We start from the raw sequence: 19,070 nt of genomic DNA on the forward strand, positions 1-19,070 counted from the left end.
TATCGTTATGAAGAAGAGTTTATTGATCCTTTTTACGCTGTTTGCAGTAAGTATAACAGCCGGTGCACAGAAGTTCGCCTTGATTGACATGGAATATATCCTGGAAAATATTCCTGCCTACGAACGTGCCAATGAACAACTGGAGCAAGCCTCCAGACAATGGCAGAGTGAAGTCGAAAAGATTTCCGAAGAAGCCAAGACTCTGTACAAGAACTATCAGTCCCAGATTGCTTCCCTTTCTGAAACACAGAGAGGCAAAAAGGAGGAAGAGATTGTCGCTAAAGAGAAATCAGCAGCCGAACTGCGCCGCAAATACTTCGGTCCGGAAGGCGAACTGTATAAAAAACGTGAAAGTCTGATGCAACCCATTCAAGATGAAATATACAATGCTGTAAAGGAAATTGCGACACAGAACGGATATGCGGTAGTTGTAGACCGTGCTTCCGCATCAAGTATCATTTTTGCCTCGCCGAGTATTGACGTCAGCAATGAAGTACTTGCAAAACTGGGATATTCAAATTAATTTCATACATTTGTTTCAGAATATAGACTGCATTCAAGATTAAAAATAAGCTTGCTTATTTTGTATTGCGTTCAGTTTGCGCTATATTTGCCCCCGACGAATAATCATTCAAATAAATAATAAACATTATGCTTAAAAAAATCGCACTACTCGTAGTTATGTTCGCCCTCCCACTGGGAGCTATGGCGCAAGCTAAATTCGCTCACATGAATTCTCAAGATGTAATCGCTGTTATGCCTGAATTTACCAAAGCCCAAGCTGACTTGGACGCCATGTCTAAAAAATACCAGGATGAAATGCAGCGTACCAACGAAGAATTCCAGAAGAAGTATCAGGAATTCCTGGCACAAGCCGACTCTCTTCCGAAAAACATTGCAGAAAGACGTCAGAAAGAGCTGCAGGATATGGCTCAACGCCAAGAGCAGTTCCAACAAGAAGCTTATCAAAGTATGCAGAAAGCACAGCAAGATGCTATGGCTCCCATCTATCAGAAACTGGACGAAGCCATCCAGGCTGTCGGCAAGGCTGAAGGCGTGGTCTATATCTTCGACTTGGCCCGTACCCCGATACCATTCGTAGGAGCACAGAGCGTCGATGTAACTGCCAAAGTTAAAACGCAATTGGGCATTAAATAATAGAATTATCTATGATAGAGCAAGCGCGGATAGTTTTATCCGCGCTTATTTTTTATACATTACTGAGAAATTTGCATTATCTTTGCATGGTACATAGTCTTTAGAACGCATGAAACAGACATTACCTTCTGCAGCCGGTCCCATCGGAATATTCGATTCCGGATATGGCGGACTGACCATCCTGAGCAAGATACGGGAAGCCCTTCCCCAATATGATTACATTTATCTGGGCGACAACGCGCGCGCGCCTTACGGAACCCGCTCGTTCGAGATTGTCTATGAGTTCACCTTGCAGGCAGTCACCAAACTGTTCGAGATGGGTTGTCACCTCGTCATTCTGGCATGCAATACAGCTTCGGCAAAAGCTCTGCGCAACATACAAATGAATGATTTGCCTCGCCTCGACCCTATGCGCCGTGTGTTGGGAGTAATCCGCCCAACCGTAGAATGCATAGGGAACATAACCCAAAGCCGCCATGTGGGAGTGCTTGCCACGGCAGGAACCATCAAGTCTGAATCCTATCCGCTGGAAGTGCATAAACTCTTCCCCGACATCAAAGTGAGCGGTGAAGCCTGCCCTCTATGGGTATCCCTCGTAGAAAACAATGAGGCACAAGGTGAGGGTACTGACTACTTCATACGCAAAAACATCGGCAACCTGCTGGCCAAAGACACGCAGATAGACACCGTCATTCTGGGCTGCACGCACTTCCCGTTGCTGCTGCCCAAGATACAGCAATACATGCCCGACGGCATCACGACCGTCACCCAGGGGGAACTGGTAGCAGACAGCCTGAAAGACTATCTTCACCGCCATCCGGAAATGGACAAAAAATGTACCAAAGGTGGAAGATGCGTCTACCGCACCACGGAATCGGAGGAGAAATTCACAGAATCGGCTTCTACTTTCCTGAATGAATCGATAAGAGTTGAGAGGATTGAACTATAAATTCGTCAGCATTAAACATTAAAACAAAAACATTTGTTATATTTGTAAGACAGAAACCTCTAAATTCATACCATCATGAAAGAAGAAGACAAAAGCAAACTCGTTGAGGTGTTCACCGGTTCACCGTGGGAAGCAGAACTCGTAAAGAGCCTGCTGGGAAATAGTGATATTGAAGCTGTAACAAAAGACGGAATGGTAGTAAACGTTGTACTGCCTGCCACTGCGGTAGATGTTTCCGTTCTCGTCAATGAGAAGGACTACGAAGCCGCCATGGAAGTAGTCCGTGAATACGAAAAGAGAGAAAATGGAGATTGATTTCAATAGAATTGCTGTCAAGGTAGGCAGCAATGTTTTAACACGTCGTGACGGCACTCTCGACGTCACCCGCATGTCCGCTTTGGTGGACCAGATAGCCGAGCTGCACAAGGCCGGCATAGAAATAATACTTGTTTCTTCCGGAGCCGTTGCTTCGGGACGTAGTGAAGTGCGCCCCACCAAGAAGTTGGACAGCGTAGACCAGCGCCAGCTCTTTTCCGCTGTAGGGCAGGCCAAACTCATCAACCGCTACTACGAGCTGTTCCGGGAGCATGGCATCCCCGTGGGACAAGTGCTCACAATGAAAGAGAACTTTTCCACCCGCCGCCATTACCTCAACCAGAAAAACTGTATGACCGTAATGCTGGAGAACGGCGTCATTCCTATTGTCAATGAGAACGACACCATCTCCGTGAGCGAACTGATGTTCACCGACAACGATGAGCTGTCCGGCCTGATAGCCTCCATGATGGATGCCCAGGCACTAATCATTCTCAGCAATATAGACGGTATCTACAACGGTTCACCCGCCGACCCGGAGTCTCAAGTCATCCGTGAAATAGAACAAGGCAAAGACCTCTCCTCCTACATACAAACTTCCAAGTCCAGCTTCGGACGCGGCGGCATGCTGACAAAAACCAACATTGCCCGCAAAGTGGCGGATGAGGGCATCACAGTAATCATAGCCAACGGGAAGCGGGACAACATCCTTGTGAAAATAATGAATAATGAAGAATTAAACTATACCCGTTTCATTCCGTCTCCGGAACCGGTATCGAGCATCAAGAAATGGATTGCGCACAGCGAAGGGTTTGCCAAAGGCGAACTGCACATCAATCATTGTGCCACCGAACTGCTCTTCTCGGACAAAGCAGTAAGCATCCTACCGGTAGGCATCACTGACGTTATAGGCGAGTTCGAGAAGGACGACATCGTACGGATTATCGACTTCGGCGGTAAACCCATCGGTGTGGGAAAAGCCAACTGTGACTCCAGCCAGGCACGGGAAACAATGGGAAAACATGGAAAGAAACCCGTAGTGCACTACGACTACCTATATATAGAATAGGACACAGACGGATACTATCCACGATATTCATACTTGCATATTTATCACTCTATACTCAGTAAGAAAATGAACTTAAACAAAACTTTTGTCGCCGTACAAGATGCCAGCCGTAACATGCTAGCGTTGAGCGACAAAGAAATCAACCAAATATTACTGGCTGTTGCAGACGCTGCCATAAACAAAACAGACTTCATTCTGAGTGAAAACCAGAAGGATTTGGAGCGTATGCCTTCTACCGACCCTAAATACGACCGCCTGAAACTGACAAAAAGCCGTTTGCAGGACATCGCTGCGGACATCCGCAACGTAGCCGCCCTCCCTTCTCCTTTGGGAAAAGTCCTTAAAGAGAACGTATTACCCAACGGATTGAAGATAAAAAGGGTCAGTGTACCTTTCGGTGTCATAGGCATTATCTACGAAGCCCGTCCCAACGTCAGTTTCGATGTATTCTCACTCTGCCTTAAAAGCGGCAATGCCTGTATTCTGAAAGGCGGAAGCGATGCAGACTATTCCAACCGTGCCATAATCAGCGTGATACACGAGGTACTGGAGCATTTCAACGTAGATACACATATCGTGGAACTGCTTCCTGCCGACAGAGAGGCGACTGCCGAACTACTGCATGCCAACGATTATGTAGATTTGATAATTCCGCGCGGCAGCAGCAGCCTGATAAACTTCGTACGCCAGAATGCCACAGTACCGGTTATAGAGACAGGTGCCGGCGTATGCCATACGTTCTTCGACCGCTATGGCGATATAAGCATAGGTCCATCTATCATTGCCAATGCAAAGACACGCCGGGTCAGTGTATGCAACGCTTTGGATTGCCTGATTATCGAAGCCGACAGCCTGGCTAATTTGCCCGACCTATGCCTGCCGCTGCAATCAAGCAATGTAGAGATATTTGCCGATGAACCCGCCTACCACAGTCTGCGTGACAAATATCCCGTCGAGCTGTTGAGACTTGCCACTGAAGACTGCTACGGCAGAGAGTTCCTGGACTACAAGATGGCTATTAAAACCGTGAATTCTTTCCAGGAAGCATTGGCACATATCCGGAAGTACGGTTCCAAACATAGCGAATGCATCATTACGGACGACAAGACACGTGCCGAATGGTTCTGCCGGGAAGTGGACGCCGCTTGCGTATACGTCAATGCACCGACCTCTTTCACTGACGGCGCACAATTCGGACTCGGTGCCGAGATTGGCATCAGCACCCAGAAGCTACACGCCCGCGGTCCGATGGCTCTGGAAGAAATCACCACATACAAATGGATTGTCGAAGGTTCCGGACAGACCAGACCTTGACAGCCGAATAACAAAGATATAGATACACTAAAAAGACTGTAAATATGAAGAACTTTACTTGCGTGCAGGACATCGGTAACCTGAAGTCTGCACTGGACGAAGCATTCGAGATTAAAAAAGACCGTTTTAAATATGTGGAACTGGGACGTAACAAAACGCTGATGATGATTTTCTTCAACTCCAGCCTGCGTACCCGCCTCAGTACACAGAAGGCTGCATTGAATCTGGGCATGAACGTAATTGTACTGGACATCAACCAGGGAGCCTGGAAACTGGAGACAGAGCGTGGTGTCATCATGGACGGTGACAAACCGGAACACTTACTGGAAGCCATTCCCGTGATGGGCTGCTATTGCGACGTCATCGGCGTACGTTCTTTTGCACGCTTCGAAAATAAGGAAGACGATTACAACGAAGTGATACTGGAGCAGTTCATCAAGCATTCCGGCCGGCCGGTATTCTCCATGGAGGCTGCCACACGCCATCCGCTGCAGAGTTTTGCCGACCTGATAACCATTGAGGAATATAAGAAGACGGCACGCCCCAAAGTAGTGATGACATGGGCTCCACATCCGCGTCCATTGCCCCAGGCTGTCCCCAACTCCTTTGCCGAATGGATGAATGCAACTGATTATGACTTTGTGATTACACATCCCGAAGGTTATGAACTCGACCCCAAGTTCGTAGGAAATGCCCGCGTAGAATATGACCAGATGAAAGCTTTTGAAGGGGCCGATTTTGTCTATGCCAAGAACTGGGCGGCCTATACAGGCGACAACTATGGACAAATATTGAGCAAAGACCGCACCTGGACAGTAGGCGAGCGCCAGATGGCCGTTACCAACAATGCCTACTTCATGCACTGCCTGCCGGTTCGACGTAACATGATTGTGACGGATGATGTGATAGAAAGCCCGCAGTCCATCGTAATCCCCGAAGCGGCCAACCGGGAGATTTCAGCAACAGTGGTGCTGAAGAGACTGCTTGAAAGCCTCTAACCAGAGGACAAGACTACTTTATTCTTTTTAGGCGCGGATTACGCGGAAAACGCGGATTCTTTTCTTAAATTTTTCCGTGAAATCCGCGTAATCCTCGCCTAAAAAGAAATTATAGCAAATGCATTTCAGCTACACCGCTATTACTTTTCCACTTCTTTGTCCGCTTCTTCCCAACCGATGAAACCTTTGTCAAGGTCATAGATTATATATCCTTTTTTGCTCAGTATGGCAGCGGCCTTTTTACTACGCTTACCACTACGACAATATACTGCAACCGGTTTGTCCTTCTGCAGAGTGGAGTCGGCCATCGTTTCAAACGACTCATCCAATACATTGATATTGATACTGTGGGGCACGTGTCCTTCCGAGTATTCGGCAACAGTACGCACATCCAGAAGCTGCACCTCCGGATTGGCTATCAATGTGGAAAAGTCATCTACCGAAACAGACTTGAACTGTCCCTCCTTCTGCTGGCAGGAAAAGAGGGTGGTAAAAACGAGGCAAAAACCCGCGAACAATGTCTTCATCGAATATTTCATTTTAGTCAGGGTTATAAACAAAATCGTAAGTCTTGATGTCACCGGAATAAGTGTGCACACTGAAATGAACCATAACCTTCTGTATACCCTCTGCCGCATACTGCCGCAAAGGTACGGAAGCGTAGGCACGCCTGGTATAAGACACCACCTCCTCCTTTGCGTCATGATACAGCGTCAGATATACTTCACTACACCCGGTAGCAGTATCCACAATCACTTCATCCTCAATAAAATGGAACTTATGTTCACCATTCTCCTTGACTATCAGTGTCATATTGAGATAGTCGAGTCCCATCCAGATACCCAGTACATCAGTAGGGTCTGTCTTGACGCCCTCCTCGAACTTGTCGACCGTTTGGGGAACGACAGAAAGAACACCGCTCAAGGCATACAGCACCGCACCGGCAGTTCCATCGGCAGTTACCTCCGAAGCATAATTACTGATGACACGTACCGAGGCGTTTGCCTCTATGTTCGTCTTTGTCTTGTCCTCCACTACCGGCAAGGTTTCCCCTTCATCTGTCACAACAGACTGCAGATAGCCGTCAGCCCCCGAAAAGGCAGTCAGGAACTCCAGCTTCACGGAAGGATAATGATAATCATCATCGCCACAACCAGTCAACAGACAGGCCAACAAAGGCAAAAGCCACCAATCACAGTACTTCTTCATGTATTCATTCTTTTATAGCCGCCAGATAATTCTTCAACGGGTTGGCATACATCAGCAGCATTTTTCCGCGCAGAAAGTCCACGTCCTTATTAGGAATGGAGATACGCTCCAACTGTTGTTCTATATAGGCCGTGAAGCGCTGCTTATCCTCGGCAGTGTAATGGTCGGAAAAATCCTCCTTCCCCTCGAGAAGGTCGTGTGCCACATAATTATTGGGATACATCCGGTAGCTGGCATGAATGCGTTTGTCTATCAGTGCAGACATGCGTGCAAAGAGTTCGGGCTTCGGAAGTGAACGGTCCATCTTCGCCAATTCATCATTCATGCAGGCACCCGTCTGGAAATGTACCCGCCCTTTATAGCCGAACAGTCCGGTCTGCATATTCAGCAAGTCGTCAGCCGTCGTTTTCTTATAGCCTTCAATGTCCCGTTTCAGTTGGAACTCCTGCGCTTTCAGGAAGTCGCAAGGGTCGTATTCATAGGAAATGGCAAGCGGAGCTATATTCATTTCCATTAAGCGGTCAATGACGTCGCCTTCACCGCCTATTGCCAGCATCTTCAGCACACTGTCCTGCGTGCGGTCGTTGGAATCCTTGGCACGCCCTTCACGTTGTGCAATCCAGATAGACTGTTTCTTCTCACTGATGGTATAATGCATATAGCGGGACATGCGTGCGGAAGCCTCCAGCATCTGGCGCATGGTCAACGCACGCAGCACAATGAAGGACTTGTTGACACGCACGAATTTCTTAATCCACGGATAGACAAGCAGGTTGTCGCCAATGGCTATCTCTACCGTATCCATACCCTGGTCTACCAAAAGAATGGACAAGAAACCGGAATCGAGAATAATGTCGCGATGATTGGAGATATAGGTATACGCCGCCGACTTGTCTGCCGGCAACGCGGTATGGTCCAAAGTCAATCCATCCGTAGCCTCCTTCGCCAATTTCCACAGAAGCCCATAGCAGAAGGTCTTCTGAAATTCCAGCTTGGTTTTACACGCGCGCATTTTCTGCGACCAGACTTCAAAAGGTACACCAGGCATCACAGTATCCACTGCCTGCCGGAACGCCGCATCGGCAATCAGTTCCTCATAGACTTGAGGAAGTTCCTCATCATGATAAGGACGGATTTCATCAAATTCCACGTTCGCATTCATAATGAATAATGATTAATCCTTAAACTTGTTTTCTATAATATCTGTCATTACATCCTTCATCTCCATTCCGGCAGCACGAACCTGCTGGGGAATAAAGCTGGTGGCAGTCATTCCGGGGGTGGTATTCACCTCCAGCAGATTGATTTTTTCCCCTTCGGTAATGATATAGTCCACGCGGATAATGCCATAGGCCCCGAGTATATCATAAATGGCAGAAGTCAGCGTCTGCACCCGGCGGGTCAAATCGTCCGAGATGCGGGCGGGAGTAATCTCGTCAGACGCACCATTATACTTAGCTTCATAATCGAAGTACTCGTTGTGGCTCACCACCTCCGTAATGGGGAACACTACGGACTTGTCTTTTGTTTTGTAACAGCCGCAGGTAATCTCGGTTCCGTCCATAAAGGCCTCCACCAGTACTTCCTGCGCTTCCGCAAATGCCTTGGCTATGGCAGGTTGTATCTGCTCTTTCGCCGTCACCTTGGTCACGCCGAAGCTGGAACCTCCCAAGCTGGGCTTAATGAAGCAAGGCAGACCGATTTTCTCCATCACATCTTCATCCGTCACCGACTGTCCGCCGCGCAGCAACAACGATTCGGCAATGCGCACACCGAAACCTTTCAGATACTGGTTGCAGGCAAACTTATCGTACGTGAGCGACGCTGCCAGTACTCCGCAACACGAATAAGGGATGTGGAGCATATCAAAATAGCCCTGCAGACGGCCGTCCTCACCCGGAGTTCCGTGGATGGTGATATAGGCAAAGTCGAATGTCACTTTCTCGCCATCCAGCACGAAGCTGAAGTCATTGCGGTCTACCGGAGCCTTAGCGCCGTCGGGCAGCTGTACATGCCAGTCCAGTCCGTGCATTTCTACAATATATAAGGTATACTTCTCCTTGTCGATGAAGGAGTAAATCCCCTGTGCACTACGCAGGGAGACGTGGAATTCGGAGGTATCTCCTCCGGCTACAATAGCAATCGTGCGTTTCATTCTAATTCTCTGTTACTGATATAGCCTCTCCATTTGTCTATCAGCCGGGTCATGTCATCGGGCAATTCCGAAGTGAAGTACATTTCTTCTCCGGTGACGGGATGCACAAACCCCAGCGTCATGGCATGCAATGCCTGCCGCGGACAAGTGTCGAAGCAGTTGTTTACAAATTGTTTGTATTTAGCGAAGTGGGTTCCTTTCAGGATTTCGTGTCCACCGTAACGTTCGTCGTTGAAAAGTATGTGTCCGATGTGCTTCATGTGCACACGGATTTGATGGGTGCGTCCCGTTTCAAGGATACATTCCACCAGTGTGACGTATCCCAAACGTTCGAGCACCCGGTAATGGGTGACGGCATGCTTTCCCTGGTCGTCGGGGAGGACGGTCATCTGCATGCGGTCTCTGGGATTACGACCGATATTGCCGACAACGGTCCCTTCATCCTGCTCCACATTTCCCCAGACCAGCGCCCGGTAACGGCGTTTTGTCGTCTTGTTGAAGAACTGGTTGCCGAGATTCGTCTTGGCATCCGGAGTCTTGGCTATCACCAGCAGGCCGGAGGTGTCCTTGTCGATGCGGTGCACCAGTCCCACATGCGGGTCATTGGCATCATAATCGGGATTATCCTTCATATGCCAGGCTATGGCGTTGACAAGCGTACCGTGATAGTTGCCATGACCGGGGTGCACCACCAGACCGGCAGGTTTGTTCACTACCATCAGATACTTGTCCTCATATACTATATCAAGGGGGATGTCTTCGGGGATGACTTCATTCTCATAGCGTGGACGGTCCATCATCACAGTGATTACATCCATCGGCTTCACCTTATAGCTGCTTTTCACAGCCTTGCCGTTCGCCATCACGAAGCCTGCATCGGCAGCCTTCTGGATGCGATTACGCGAGGAGTTCGTCAAGCGGTCGAACAGATACTTGTCCACCCGCACCATCTCCTGCCCCTTGTCCACCACCACACGGAAGTGTTCATAGAGTTGCGCCTCGTCACCCACCGGCTCTACGTCGTCCAGCTCATCATTATCTATATCATCCGGCAATTCTTCTATCATCACGGCATTTACAATTTGACTATTTACAATTTACGATTGGAGTCAGATGTTTATCAGAACCAGGATTCATCTGCCGCGGAGTCTTCGGACAACACGGGTTCAACGGTACCTCCCACGGCATCCACTCCCAGGGAGTCTGCCTTCAAGGCGCCTCCATCTCCCACCATCAGCGTCAGCACTGCGCCGGTGGGCACTTTCTCGCCGATGGAAAGCTGACGCCCCTTATACTTCACGCCATACACCCAGTCCTTCTCACCCGGAATATACTGTATCTCGGCCAGCTTGAAGCCCGAAGCCAGAATACGCGCTTCCGCCTGCCGCAGCGAACTGTTGTCCGCCACATCGGGCACTATGTGCAGAGGGACTTCAATCGTATTGATTGTAAGATAGATGGTACGTCCTTCCTTTACCTTTTGTCCGGCTGCCGGATTATATTCGAGGATGCAGCCGGCAGGAAGAGTCTTGACATAACTGGAATCCGAAACGATGCAGACCAAGCCGCGGTTACGGAACATTTTCTCGGCTTCCTCCACTCCCATGCCCTTCACATCGGGCACTATCACAGCCTCGCCGTGGCGGGTATATATATCCAGTCCTTTCAGCACTCCGAACAGCAATCCCACTACCACAACGGCCATCGCAAGGATGTTCGCCCAGAAGAACCGGTTCTGCCGGAAAGAGAAAAAATCTTTTATTGTCATAATCGATAATGCATTATTTGGGACAAAGATACAATTTTCACCACATAGTACACGGAGTTGGCAATAGTTTTTTCCGGAGAAGCGGGCACAATACATAAGAAAAGCTGCAAAAGACCAGAATCAGTCTTTTGCAGCTCCCTTATTTCTTTAATACGAACGAGAACGACTATTATGCCTTTACTCCGTTGTATTCGTCAGAAACAGTCAGTTTCTTTCTGCCTTTAGCACGACGTGCTGCCAATACTCTGCGGCCGTTTGCTGTAGCCATTCTCTCACGGAAACCGTGTTTGTTCTTTCTCTTTCTGTTCGAGGGTTGAAATGTTCTTTTCATTACTGTATCTTGTTTTATGTTATTATTCTCACGAATTCGGGCTGCAAAAATAGATACTTTTTTCAAATAAACCAAGAGATAACTCATTTTCTCTCAAAAGTTTTTGTGTTTTTTACCGATTTCCATTACTTTTGCACTCGCAAACCAGCACTAACGAAGTAAATACCAATATAATAATATTAAAGACTATAAGTATGATTAATGCCCAAGACATTAAAATCGGAACTTGCATCCGTATGGACGGCAAGCTGTATTTCTGTATCGACTTCCTGCATGTAAAGCCGGGAAAAGGTAATACTTTCATGCGCACCAAGCTGAAAGACGTGGTGAACGGTTACGTTCTGGAACGCCGTTTCAACATCGGTGAGAAACTGGAAGACGTACGTGTAGAACGTCGTCCCCACCAATACCTCTATCATGACGGTGACAACTACCAATTCATGAACCAGGAGACTTTTGACCAAATTCCCATCGCCCACGACCTCATCAACGGTGTTGACTTCCTGCTCGAAGGAATGATAGTAGACGTGGTATCAGACGCTTCTACAGAAACCGTACTCTATGCTGATGTGCCCATCAAGGTTCAGCAGAAGATTACCTATACGGAACCGGGACTGAAAGGCGACACAGCCACCAACACGCTGAAGCCCGCCACAGTAGAATCCGGCGCCACAGTCCGCGTCCCCTTGTTCATCAACGAAGGCGAGACTATCGAAATCGATACGCGCGACGGTTCTTACGTAAGCCGCGTAAAAGCATAAGCCCTTTTGGAAATCAGGCAAATGCCCTTTTCATATCATCCCCGGTGCTCCACTTGGCATCCGGGGATTTTTCTTTCCATTTATTCATCTGCAAAGCTTAAATGATATATCTTTGCGGAGATAACCAAAACATAGAGCCATACCCATGAGATACTCCGTCATCATCCCCGTATACAACCGCCCCGATGAGGTAGACGAACTGCTGCAAAGCCTGACGCGGCAAAGTTTCAAGGATTTTGAAGTGATTGTGGTGGAGGACGGCTCCTCCATCCCCTGCAAGCCGGTCACAGAGAAGTATCAGGAACTATTGGACGTGCATTACTATGACAAGCCCAACTCCGGCCCCGGGCAGACCCGTAACTACGGGGCGGAACGAAGCAAGGGCGAATACCTGATAATACTGGACTCGGACTGCATCCTGCCCGAAGGTTATTTCCTTGCTGTGGAAGAAGAGCTGCAGCACGAAGCCGCCGATGCCTTCGGAGGCCCCGACCGCGCGCACGAATCATTCACAGACATACAGAAAGCCATCAACTACTCCATGACCTCCTTCTTCACCACCGGCGGTATCCGTGGGGGGAAGAAGAAGATGGACAAGTTCTATCCGCGCAGCTTCAACATGGGTGTGCGGCGGGAAGTGTACCAAGCCCTGGGCGGATTCTCGCGGATGCGCTTCGGGGAGGACATCGACTTCAGCATCCGAATCTTCAAGGGAGGATATACATGCCGGCTGTTCCCCGGTGCCTGGGTATACCATAAGCGCCGGACAGACTTCCGGAAGTTCTTCAAGCAGGTACACAATTCCGGGATTGCCCGCATCAATCTGTACAAGAAGTATCCGGAATCACTGAAGCTCGTCCACCTGCTGCCGGCCGCATTTACCCTGGGAGTGGCCATATTCCTGCTGGGAACGCCCTTCTGCCCGTACAGCCTGCTGCCCATCGCTCTTTATGCGCTTCTGGTATGCATGGACTCCACTATCCGGAACCGTAGCCTCAGCATCGGGCTCTACTCCGTCGCCGCCTCCTTCATCCAGCTCATCGGATACGGGACGGGGTTCCTGCGCGCCTGGTGGAACCGCTGCATACTTGGCAAGGACGAGTTCGAGGCGTTCAAAAAGAACTTTTACAAATAAGGAGGATTAGGGGTTAAGGATTAGGGATGATATGGAGAAACTGAATATCAACCAGTGGGCTGCAGAGGACCGCCCGCGGGAAAAGATGATGCAGAAAGGGGCGGAAGCCTTGAGCGATGCCGAACTGCTAGCCATCCTCATCGGCTCCGGCAATACGGAAGAAACCGCCGTGACACTGATGCAGCGCATACTCGCCGCCTGCGGCAACGACCTCAACCGCCTGGGCAAATGGGAGGTGCGGGACTTCTCCCGATTCAAAGGCATGGGCCCCGCCAAAAGCATCACCGTCATGGCATCCCTGGAACTGGGCAAACGCCGCAAGCTGCAGGAACGCTCCGGACGTACCGCCATCCGCTCTTCCGCCGACATCTACGAGCTGTTCCATCCCCTGCTCTGCGACCTTGCCACAGAAGAATTCTGGGTACTGCTTATGAACCACGCCGCCAAAGTGATAGACAAGGTACGCATCAGCCGCGGCGGCATCGACCAGACCACCGCCGACGTACGCAGCATCCTGCGCGAAGCCCTGCTGCAACGCGCCACACAGATAGCCCTTATCCACAACCATCCCTCCGGCAACCCGCACCCCAGCAACGACGACCAGCGGCTGACGGAACTCGTGAGGAAAGCCGCCCAAACCATGAACATACACCTGACCGACCACGTCATCGTCACGGACGGAAGCCATTACAGCTTCAACGACGAAGGATTGCTATAAATAATCCAAGTTACGGACATACTATACGAAAGACAAAAGCGGTCATAACACTAACTATCAGCACATTGTATTTACCTGCTATTTACCAGCCAATGTAAAAGCCGTTACCGCGGTATGTAAAAGCCGTTACCCTATATTGTAACGCCCTTTACCCCATATTGTAAAGACCTTTACCGCCTATTGTAAAAGGAGTTTCCCCAGGGGTAAAGGGAGTTCCCCCAGCGGGTGAAGCGTGTTTCCCCACCGTCAAACCCTTTCTGAAGTAATGAAAAGGAGGGCGTTCCTTTGCATTTTCAATTAAATTCCATAGCTTTGTTCTTTGAAAACCTATATATAAAACCCTACGAATATGACCAAATTTGAAATAGAAGAGAAAATAGTCTCCATGCTCAAGACCGTATTCGACCCGGAAATACCGGTAAATGTATACGACCTGGGACTGATTTACAAAATAGACGTCTCCGACCAGGGAGAAGCCTCCATCGACATGACGCTGACTGCCCCCAACTGTCCGGCAGCCGACTTCATCATGGAAGATGTGCGCCAGAAGGTGGAATCCATCGACGGCGTAACCTCCGCCACCATCAATCTCGTTTTCGAACCCGAGTGGGACAAGGACATGATGAGCGAAGAAGCGAAACTGGAACTGGGATTCCTTTAAATCAGTTGAAAGTTCAAAGTTGAAAATGGAAAGTTGAAAATGAAGAATGTATATTTCCTCTCGGATGCTCACCTGGGCTCACGAGCCATCGAACACGGACGAACCCAAGAACGGAGGCTGGTCAACTTCTTGGACAGCATCAAGCACAAGGCATCGGCCGTATACCTGCTGGGAGACATGTTCGACTTCTGGTACGAATTCCGTACCGTAGTGCCCAAAGGATACACCCGCTTTCTGGGCAAGCTGTCCGAACTGACCGACCTGGGAGTAGAAGTCCACTTTTTCACGGGAAACCATGACCTTTGGTGCGGCGACTATCTGACCAAGGAGTGCGGCGTCATGATACACCGCGAACCGCTGACCACCGAAATCTTCGGAAAAGAGTTCTACCTTGCCCACGGTGACGGGCTAGGCGACCCGGACAAGAAGTTCAAGATGCTGCGCGCCATGTTCCGCAGCCGTACCCTACAGACGCTGTTCTCTGCCCTGCACCCCCGCTGGAGCATGGAGCTGGGACTGAACTGGGCCAAGCACAGCCGCTTGAAACGCATAGACGGGAAAGAACCCGCATACATGGGAGAAAACAACGAATACCTGGTGCTCTACACCAAGGAATACCTGAAAAGCCATCCCAACATCAACTACTTCATCTACGGTCACCGCCACATCGAACTGGACCTGATGCTGAGCAGTACCGCCCGCATCCTCATCCTCGGCGACTGGATAAACTACTTCTCGTACGCCGTCTTTGACGGCGAGAACCTCTTCCTTGAGAATTTTGTGGAGGGAGAGACGAAGCTATAACCCGCATTTCCAAACTGTTAACCATCATACCATTACCACCCATGAAACCTTTAAGACTGAAAAACATGATTGCCGGATGCCTGCTCGCAGCAGGAGCATTGCCGATATGGGGACAATCCGGCGCCCCGACACTTGTCATCCGCATTGACGATCTCGGTGCCCTGCATTCCGTCAACGAAGCCTGCATCCAGACCTACCGCTCGGGTATTGCCCGCAGCGTGGAAGTGATGCCCGTAGCAGCCTGGTATCCAGAAGCCATCAAGATGCTGAAAGAAAATCCGGGACTGGACGTCGGCCTGCACCTCGTCATCACCAGCGAGTGGGAGAACGTGAAGTGGCGTCCGCTGACCCACTGCCCCAGCCTGACGGACGAGAACGGCTATTTCTACCCGATGATGTTCCCTAACCCCGCCTATCCGGGACAGTCCATCATGGAGCAGAAATGGGACATCAAGGAGATAGAGCAGGAGTTCCGCGCGCAGATAGAGACGACGCTGAAAAGCATTCCGCAACTCAGCCATCTGTCCGGACACATGCTCTCCACCGGTTTCAGCAAAGAAGTGAACGAGCTGGTGCAACGGCTCGCCAAAGAATACAACCTGCCGTCCATCGACCGCATGGACTCCTCCAAGGACTACCGGTTTACCTACATCGGGTACGACGGCCCCAAAAGAACCGCCGAAGAAAAGGAGGCTAGCTTCATCAAAGCATTGGAGAAGTTGCAACCGGGCCAGCGCTACCTTTTCTTAGACCACCCGGCACTGGACAACGATGAAATGAAAACCGTCTTCCACATCGGATATGAGGACGTGGCGCTGGACCGCCAGGGAGTGACCGACCTGCTGACAAGCCCCCGCGTCCGGAAAGCCATTGAGGACAAAGGCATAAAGCTGATTTCCATCAACCAACTGACCAAGGGCCTGCCCCGCGCCGCCGCTACTCCGAAGCTGGACAAGGCCATGAACAGATATCTGGATGCCGTAAAGAAAGCCGGACAAGACCTGCACAGTATCATGATTGTGCAACACGGCAATGTCATTGCCGAAGAATGGATGGGCGAAGGGAAAGAGGATGAGCCTCACATCCTGAACTCCGTCAGCAAGACATTCACCGCCACCGCCGTGGGACTTGCCGCCTCCGAAGGCAGGCTGAAGCTGACGGACAAGGTCATCTCCTTCTTCCCCGACAAGCTTCCGGCAACCGTCAGCGAAAATCTGGCAGCCATGACCGTACGCGACCTGCTGACCATGAACTGCGGGCACGACACCGACCCCACCGGAACGGTACGCAAAAAGGCGGACGCCGATTGGGTGCAGGAGTTCCTTGCCTTCCCCGTGGAGCACAAGCCCGGTACCTTCTACACCTACAACAGCCTGGGAACCTACATGCTCTCAGCCATCGTACAGAAAGTGACGGGCGAGAAAGTGGTGGATTATCTCTATCCCCGTCTGTTCCGCCCGCTTGGCATCGTCAACGCCCGGTGGCAGGAAAGCCCGCAAGGCATCAATACCGGAGGCTGGGGGTTGTACCTCAAAACGGAAGACCTTGCCAAGATGGGACAACTGTTCCTGCAGAAAGGAAACTGGAACGGACAGCAGATTCTGCCCGAAGAATGGGTAAAGGAGGCATCTGCCTGCCAAGTGCCCTCACTGCCCGCCGGCATGAAACCGGAGATGCTGAAGAAAGCGAAGATGAGCGCCAAGACAAGCGACTGGCTGCAGGGCTACGGCTACCAGATGTGGCGCTGCCGCCACAACGCCTACCGTGCCGATGGTGCCAACGGACAATACATACTGGTGTTGCCGGACAAGGATGCCGTCATTGCCGTCACCGCCAACATCCCCGACATGCAGGCAGAGCTGAATCTAATATGGAAGTACCTGCTGCCCGCGCTATAAAACGTTTATTCTTATAAACGATTACGAAAAAGTGAAGGTTACCGGAACTTTTTCCCGGCATGGTTGTAATAACATCATAACATTAAAAACATTAGCGTCATGGATGATATGATTTACAGAAACGACCCGATTGCCGAAGAGAACATAGACCCGCACGGACGTCCGGCAACGGATGAATTCGAGGAATGGAGCGAAGAGGTCTCCGAACGGACAGATACCGGATACAAGGACCAGAAAATAAAATCTGCCAAGGAACGGGAGAAACGTATCCGGGAGATGGATGAAATTATAAAGAAGGACCTTAAGGAATAAATAGACAGCCACCACAGATTACACGGATTCTCACAGATTAGTCTCTTATACTTGATATCAGAGCTTCCAATCTGTGAGAATCCGTGTAATCTGTAGTGACTTTCTATTATTTGTATCCACCAGCCTTGGCTATGCGTTTCGGGATTTCCGTGTTGTCCATCTTACCCACGAACAGCTTGGAGCCTGCACCTACTGCGAATACCGGCACATATCCGGCTGTATGGCCACCGCTGGTCCAGCCTACCATGGCAATCTGGCTCATTACCTTCTTGGCGGCAACAGCCAGGGGCTCAGTCTTGGCATAAAGACTTTCCTCAAACACTACATGCTTGTTCACGAATGATTCTTCGTAAGCATCACGCAGCATCTTCTCCTGCTCCCAGCTCACCGGCAGTTCTTTCCAGAAACCCATCTTTTCTGCCAGGAATTCCTTCATTTCCGGCCAGTTGATAACCTTGCGCATCTTGCGTAAGTCCGTGATGGAACGTGAAAGGATATCCTGAGACTGCTTCTGCTTGGCAAGGGCTTTCAGTTGAAGCTCGTACTTACCGGTACCCAGACCCAGACCACCGGTTTCATGGTCGGCAGTTACCACAATCAGCGTTTCTTTGGGATGCTTCTTATAGAACTCGTAAGCCACCTTGATGGCGTTGTCCATATCCACCACTTCCTCAAAGACTGTGGCGGGGTCGTTTCCGTGGCAGGCCCAGTCAATCTTTCCACCTTCAACCATCAGGAAGAAACCCTTGTTACTGCCTTTGGTCAGGAAAGAGATGGCACTTTCGGTAATTTCGGCCAGCGTCAGGTCGCCTTCCTGGCGGTCGATGGCATAGGGCAGGCAAGAAGGCTCTGCCCCTTCTTTCTGGATAAGAATCATCTTGTCCGCCTGGGCAGACTTCGACTTATATTCGTCAAGGCCCCTTGCAACGGTATAGCCGGCTTCTTCAAAGATAGGGAAGATGCTCGGAGCCTCTTTCTTATCGGCAGTGGTAGTCGGTTTCAAGAAACCACCGCCTGCATAGAAGTCGAAACCGGCTTTCGGCAGGTCGAGGGCTATCTCGTAATACATGCCACGGTCCGGCTGATGGGCATAGAATGCGGCGGGAGTAGCATGGTCTACACTGACGCTGGTAGTTACCCCAACTTTCTTACCGGACTTTTTGGCTCTCTCGGCCACACTCTGAAGCACACTCTTGTTATCGTCCATACCAATGGCGCCGTTGTAGGTCTTTGCACCGGTAGCCAGGGCTGTTCCGGCAGCAGAAGAGTCAGTCACCGAGTTGGTGGCAGAAAAGGTAGTTGCCATGCTGGCAACCGGGAAAGAAGTGAACAGCAAAGGCTTTACACCGATGCGCCCTTCTTGTTCGGCCAGATACATCTCCGTACCGTTCACCTGGTTCACACCCATTCCATCACCGATGAAATAAAACACGTACTTCGCCTGCTGGGCATAGGCCATGCCGCTGGTCAGCAGTACAAAGAACAACACATACATTAATCGTTTCATAAGCAGTT

22 protein-coding genes are annotated in these 19,070 nt (G+C 50.1%); 14 read left to right on the top strand and 8 right to left on the bottom strand.

Features of this window, described 5'->3' with window-relative positions:
* Nucleotides 1-7 precede the first annotated feature (7 nt).
* The 7 genes from DWX62_RS00645 (at nt 8) to DWX62_RS00675 (ending at nt 5,803) form a co-directional block, all read left to right on the top strand.
* Nucleotides 8-523, top strand: a complete 516-nt coding sequence (locus DWX62_RS00645; protein ID WP_005825150.1) for an OmpH family outer membrane protein — start codon at nt 8-10, stop codon at nt 521-523.
* A gap of 128 nt (nt 524-651) precedes the next feature.
* On the top strand, nt 652-1,158 hold the full coding sequence (locus DWX62_RS00650) for an OmpH family outer membrane protein (protein WP_005825151.1): 507 nt from the start codon (nt 652-654) through the stop codon (nt 1,156-1,158).
* 109 nt (nt 1,159-1,267) lie between these two features.
* Nucleotides 1,268-2,107, top strand: coding sequence for a glutamate racemase (gene murI / locus DWX62_RS00655; protein WP_005825152.1), 840 nt, complete (start codon nt 1,268-1,270; stop codon nt 2,105-2,107).
* Nucleotides 2,108-2,182: 75 nt separating this feature from the next.
* The gene (locus DWX62_RS00660; protein ID WP_005825154.1) at nt 2,183-2,422 is read left to right on the top strand and encodes a DUF2007-related protein; all 240 of its coding nucleotides are present in this window, start codon (nt 2,183-2,185) and stop codon (nt 2,420-2,422) included.
* Nucleotides 2,412-3,491, top strand: a complete 1,080-nt coding sequence (proB, locus tag DWX62_RS00665; protein ID WP_035449862.1) for a glutamate 5-kinase — start codon at nt 2,412-2,414, stop codon at nt 3,489-3,491. Before DWX62_RS00660 ends, proB begins: the two co-directional genes overlap by 11 nt.
* 66 nt (nt 3,492-3,557) lie before the next feature.
* Nucleotides 3,558-4,805, top strand: coding sequence for a glutamate-5-semialdehyde dehydrogenase (locus DWX62_RS00670; protein WP_005825156.1), 1,248 nt, complete (start codon nt 3,558-3,560; stop codon nt 4,803-4,805).
* Between the two features lie 44 nt (nt 4,806-4,849).
* A complete protein-coding gene (locus DWX62_RS00675) occupies nt 4,850-5,803 on the top strand; it encodes an acetylornithine carbamoyltransferase (protein WP_005825157.1) in 954 nt (317 codons plus the stop codon).
* A 140-nt stretch (nt 5,804-5,943) separates the two neighbouring features.
* On the opposite strand, the gene DWX62_RS00680 is transcribed toward DWX62_RS00675, so the two are convergent.
* The 7 genes from DWX62_RS00680 to rpmH all read right to left on the bottom strand — a co-directional run bounded on the left by DWX62_RS00680 (nt 5,944) and on the right by rpmH (nt 11,266).
* Nucleotides 5,944-6,330, bottom strand: coding sequence for a rhodanese-like domain-containing protein (locus DWX62_RS00680; RefSeq protein ID WP_035449865.1), 387 nt, complete (start codon nt 6,328-6,330; stop codon nt 5,944-5,946).
* Between the two features lie 13 nt (nt 6,331-6,343).
* Complete coding sequence (locus DWX62_RS00685; RefSeq protein WP_117589164.1) at nt 6,344-7,012, bottom strand: NigD-like C-terminal domain-containing protein; 669 nt, start codon at nt 7,010-7,012, stop codon at nt 6,344-6,346.
* A 4-nt stretch (nt 7,013-7,016) separates the two neighbouring features.
* Nucleotides 7,017-8,174 (bottom strand): hypothetical protein, encoded by a 1,158-nt coding sequence (locus DWX62_RS00690; protein WP_005825164.1) that lies wholly within the window; start codon nt 8,172-8,174, stop codon nt 7,017-7,019.
* 12 nt (nt 8,175-8,186) lie between these two features.
* A complete protein-coding gene (locus DWX62_RS00695; protein ID WP_057281366.1) occupies nt 8,187-9,167 on the bottom strand; it encodes a D-alanine--D-alanine ligase in 981 nt (326 codons plus the stop codon).
* Nucleotides 9,164-10,234, bottom strand: coding sequence for an RluA family pseudouridine synthase (locus DWX62_RS00700; RefSeq protein ID WP_005825168.1), 1,071 nt, complete (start codon nt 10,232-10,234; stop codon nt 9,164-9,166). Before DWX62_RS00700 ends, DWX62_RS00695 begins: the two co-directional genes overlap by 4 nt.
* 53 nt (nt 10,235-10,287) lie before the next feature.
* Nucleotides 10,288-10,935 carry a PASTA domain-containing protein gene (locus DWX62_RS00705; protein ID WP_005825170.1) on the bottom strand — a complete coding sequence of 216 codons (648 nt, stop codon included), beginning with the start codon at nt 10,933-10,935 and terminating at the stop codon, nt 10,288-10,290.
* Nucleotides 10,936-11,104: 169 nt separating this feature from the next.
* Nucleotides 11,105-11,266 (bottom strand): 50S ribosomal protein L34, encoded by a 162-nt coding sequence (gene rpmH / locus DWX62_RS00710; protein WP_004292199.1) that lies wholly within the window; start codon nt 11,264-11,266, stop codon nt 11,105-11,107.
* A gap of 194 nt (nt 11,267-11,460) precedes the next feature.
* Here rpmH and efp point away from each other — a divergent pair, with 194 nt between their 5' ends.
* The 7 genes from efp (at nt 11,461) to DWX62_RS00745 (ending at nt 17,555) form a co-directional block, all read left to right on the top strand.
* A complete protein-coding gene (gene efp, locus DWX62_RS00715) occupies nt 11,461-12,027 on the top strand; it encodes an elongation factor P (protein ID WP_005825176.1) in 567 nt (188 codons plus the stop codon).
* 145 nt (nt 12,028-12,172) lie between these two features.
* Nucleotides 12,173-13,162 carry a glycosyltransferase gene (locus DWX62_RS00720; protein ID WP_009037770.1) on the top strand — a complete coding sequence of 330 codons (990 nt, stop codon included), beginning with the start codon at nt 12,173-12,175 and terminating at the stop codon, nt 13,160-13,162.
* 31 nt (nt 13,163-13,193) lie between these two features.
* On the top strand, nt 13,194-13,880 hold the full coding sequence (gene radC, locus DWX62_RS00725) for a DNA repair protein RadC (RefSeq protein ID WP_005825180.1): 687 nt from the start codon (nt 13,194-13,196) through the stop codon (nt 13,878-13,880).
* Between the two features lie 349 nt (nt 13,881-14,229).
* Complete coding sequence (locus DWX62_RS00730; RefSeq protein WP_005824875.1) at nt 14,230-14,541, top strand: iron-sulfur cluster assembly protein; 312 nt, start codon at nt 14,230-14,232, stop codon at nt 14,539-14,541.
* A gap of 39 nt (nt 14,542-14,580) precedes the next feature.
* Nucleotides 14,581-15,345, top strand: coding sequence for a UDP-2,3-diacylglucosamine diphosphatase (locus tag DWX62_RS00735; protein ID WP_005824878.1), 765 nt, complete (start codon nt 14,581-14,583; stop codon nt 15,343-15,345).
* A 41-nt stretch (nt 15,346-15,386) separates the two neighbouring features.
* Complete coding sequence (locus DWX62_RS00740; RefSeq protein WP_035449873.1) at nt 15,387-17,243, top strand: serine hydrolase; 1,857 nt, start codon at nt 15,387-15,389, stop codon at nt 17,241-17,243.
* 99 nt (nt 17,244-17,342) lie between these two features.
* Nucleotides 17,343-17,555, top strand: coding sequence for a hypothetical protein (locus tag DWX62_RS00745; RefSeq protein ID WP_008662841.1), 213 nt, complete (start codon nt 17,343-17,345; stop codon nt 17,553-17,555).
* Between the two features lie 106 nt (nt 17,556-17,661).
* On the opposite strand, the gene DWX62_RS00750 is transcribed toward DWX62_RS00745, so the two are convergent.
* Nucleotides 17,662-19,062 carry an alkaline phosphatase gene (locus DWX62_RS00750; RefSeq protein ID WP_005824885.1) on the bottom strand — a complete coding sequence of 467 codons (1,401 nt, stop codon included), beginning with the start codon at nt 19,060-19,062 and terminating at the stop codon, nt 17,662-17,664.
* Nucleotides 19,063-19,070 lie beyond the last annotated feature (8 nt).

Origin of the sequence: Bacteroides sp. AF20-13LB, assembly GCF_003603065.1 — a bacterium.
Lineage (GTDB): Bacteria > Bacteroidota > Bacteroidia > Bacteroidales > Bacteroidaceae > Bacteroides > Bacteroides uniformis.